Consider the following 1,627-nt stretch of genomic DNA (forward strand, 5'->3'; position numbering starts at 1 on the left):
AAGCCCTCGCCTGAGGGTTATGCCTGGTAGACTTAAGCAATGGGCTTTCCACACGTCACTTGGCGCAACGAGCGTGCTACCTTTGCCGCGTACGCCTCCGAAGGTTCTCCGACTCCTGCCGCACTGGTCTTCCCATTTTATGGGGACAAGATCGTGCTGGCGGAGATTCCGGGGCGCGGCTGGTGCATCCCTAGCGGACGGCTGGAGCCGGGCGAGACGCCTGAGGCGGCGGCGCGGCGCGAGGCATTTGAGGAGGCGGGCGTGACTCTGGGGCGCATGATCTGCCTGGGGCATTTTATCCTCACCGACACCCAAACCGGAGCGATTCGCCACGCTCCCACGTTTGTGGCCGATGTCCAAGGACTGGGAGAAATCCCCCAGGGGAGCGAGTCCACCGGACGCTTTCTGGCTCCTATCGAGGACATTGCAGGACTGTACTACGCCTGGGACGACCTCCTCGCCGCTGTGTTTGAGGAGGCCGCCACGGCGAAAGAGCACCTACTCGCGGCAGGAACGTCGCTGTCGGAGTTTATCGGCCTGTGAGCAACCGACCTAACGGAAGCTTCGCGGTTAGTGCTGAGAGTTTGTCTTTCTCAAAGTCGTTGCGTAGACGATAATCCAGGAGCTCCGAGAGGATCGCAGGGAGCGCGGGATCCTTTTTACCACCCACTTTCAGCAGTGTCTGAATATGGATCATTGCCTGGTCGCCATCGTCTTGGCGTAGGAAATAACGTGCGGCTAGCCCAGCGAGACCCGTCACCTCGGTGGCATGGAACGTACTCCGATTTGGAAATATCATGGGAAGCGCCCAGCCTTCCGGGAAGAGTGCGGCGACCTCGTCCTCCCTATCATTGCGCAATAAGATATCTGCGTAGTTGATTCGTGCGAACAGATACTCAGGGAAGCGCTCATAGGTCTCCCGAACGAGAGCCTCGGCGGAGGGATAGTCTTTGGCAGCAACATAAGCGGCGCTGAGAAAGTTATAGAGGCGCGGAAAATTTGGGTAGCGCTCGATCCATTCTTTCAGAAGAGGAATTTTTTTACGAGGGCTGGTTCTGCCAAACGCAAGCTTGTGGATTTTGTCTCGGTCACCGTCGGGAACACGAGTCGCGTACTCATCCTCAATGGCATCGTAAGTTACTGTGAAGGAGAAAATCGTGATTCCGTCGGGCACATTGACAAGTGTTTCGTCTGACTCTGTGCGCAGGTTCGGTACTGGGAGGGGCGCAATAGGGCGCATGGGGAGGGAGGATTTCTTTTTTTTCATGTGTTTAATTATTGACAGGGCAGAGCAGTTTCAAAAGTGCCTCGTGGCGCTGGCGTGCCCCGGTATAGATTTTGGTGTGGGCGGAATTGGGTTTGACTCGGTGCAGAATTTCCGGGAGGGGAGCGTCTTCGATGCGGCCCAGACCAAGCTGTTCTCGTGCCCAGAGAGCGGCCCCGCGTGACGATGCCTCTTCCTCGCTACTGATCAGAATGGGCTCGCCCAGCACGTCGGCGAGGATCTGCTGCCAGAGAGGCGATGCCAGCAAGCCCGCGCCCGTGCCGATGAGCTCCGCCTTTGGGGCAACGGGCCGCAGGTGCTCGCGGATCGCGGCAAACCGGTAGGCCACGGCTTCCAGATGCG

The 1,627-nt window shown here is 58.4% G+C and carries 3 protein-coding genes; 1 reads left to right on the top strand and 2 read right to left on the bottom strand.

The features are described 5' to 3' along the window. Nucleotides 1-39: 39 nt before the first annotated feature. Complete coding sequence (locus ACH2EH_RS11830) at nucleotides 40-543, top strand: NUDIX domain-containing protein (protein ID WP_395141907.1); 504 nt, start codon at nucleotides 40-42, stop codon at nucleotides 541-543. Here the strand turns inward: ACH2EH_RS11830 and ACH2EH_RS11835 are convergent. Beyond that, a complete protein-coding gene (locus ACH2EH_RS11835; protein ID WP_395141909.1) occupies nucleotides 530-1,267 on the bottom strand; it encodes a tetratricopeptide repeat protein in 738 nt (245 codons plus the stop codon). The two genes, ACH2EH_RS11830 and ACH2EH_RS11835, sit on opposite strands and share 14 nt — an antisense overlap. Nucleotides 1,268-1,271: 4 nt before the next feature. After that, the coding region (locus ACH2EH_RS11840) for an FGGY-family carbohydrate kinase (protein WP_395141911.1) at nucleotides 1,272-1,627 on the bottom strand (356 nt) is incomplete at its 5' end.

This window comes from Armatimonas sp. (genome assembly GCF_043760365.1).
In the GTDB taxonomy this organism is placed as follows: Bacteria; Armatimonadota; Armatimonadia; order Armatimonadales; family Armatimonadaceae; genus Armatimonas.

Bases quoted from the DNA above. Each gene is read 5' to 3' on its own strand.
- ACH2EH_RS11830 (WP_395141907.1), top strand. From the start codon at position 40: ATGGGCTTTCCACACGTCACTTGGCGCAACGAGCGTGCTACCTTTGCC.
- ACH2EH_RS11835 (WP_395141909.1), bottom strand. From the start codon at position 1,267: ATGAAAAAAAAGAAATCCTCCCTCCCCATGCGCCCTATTGCGCCCCTC.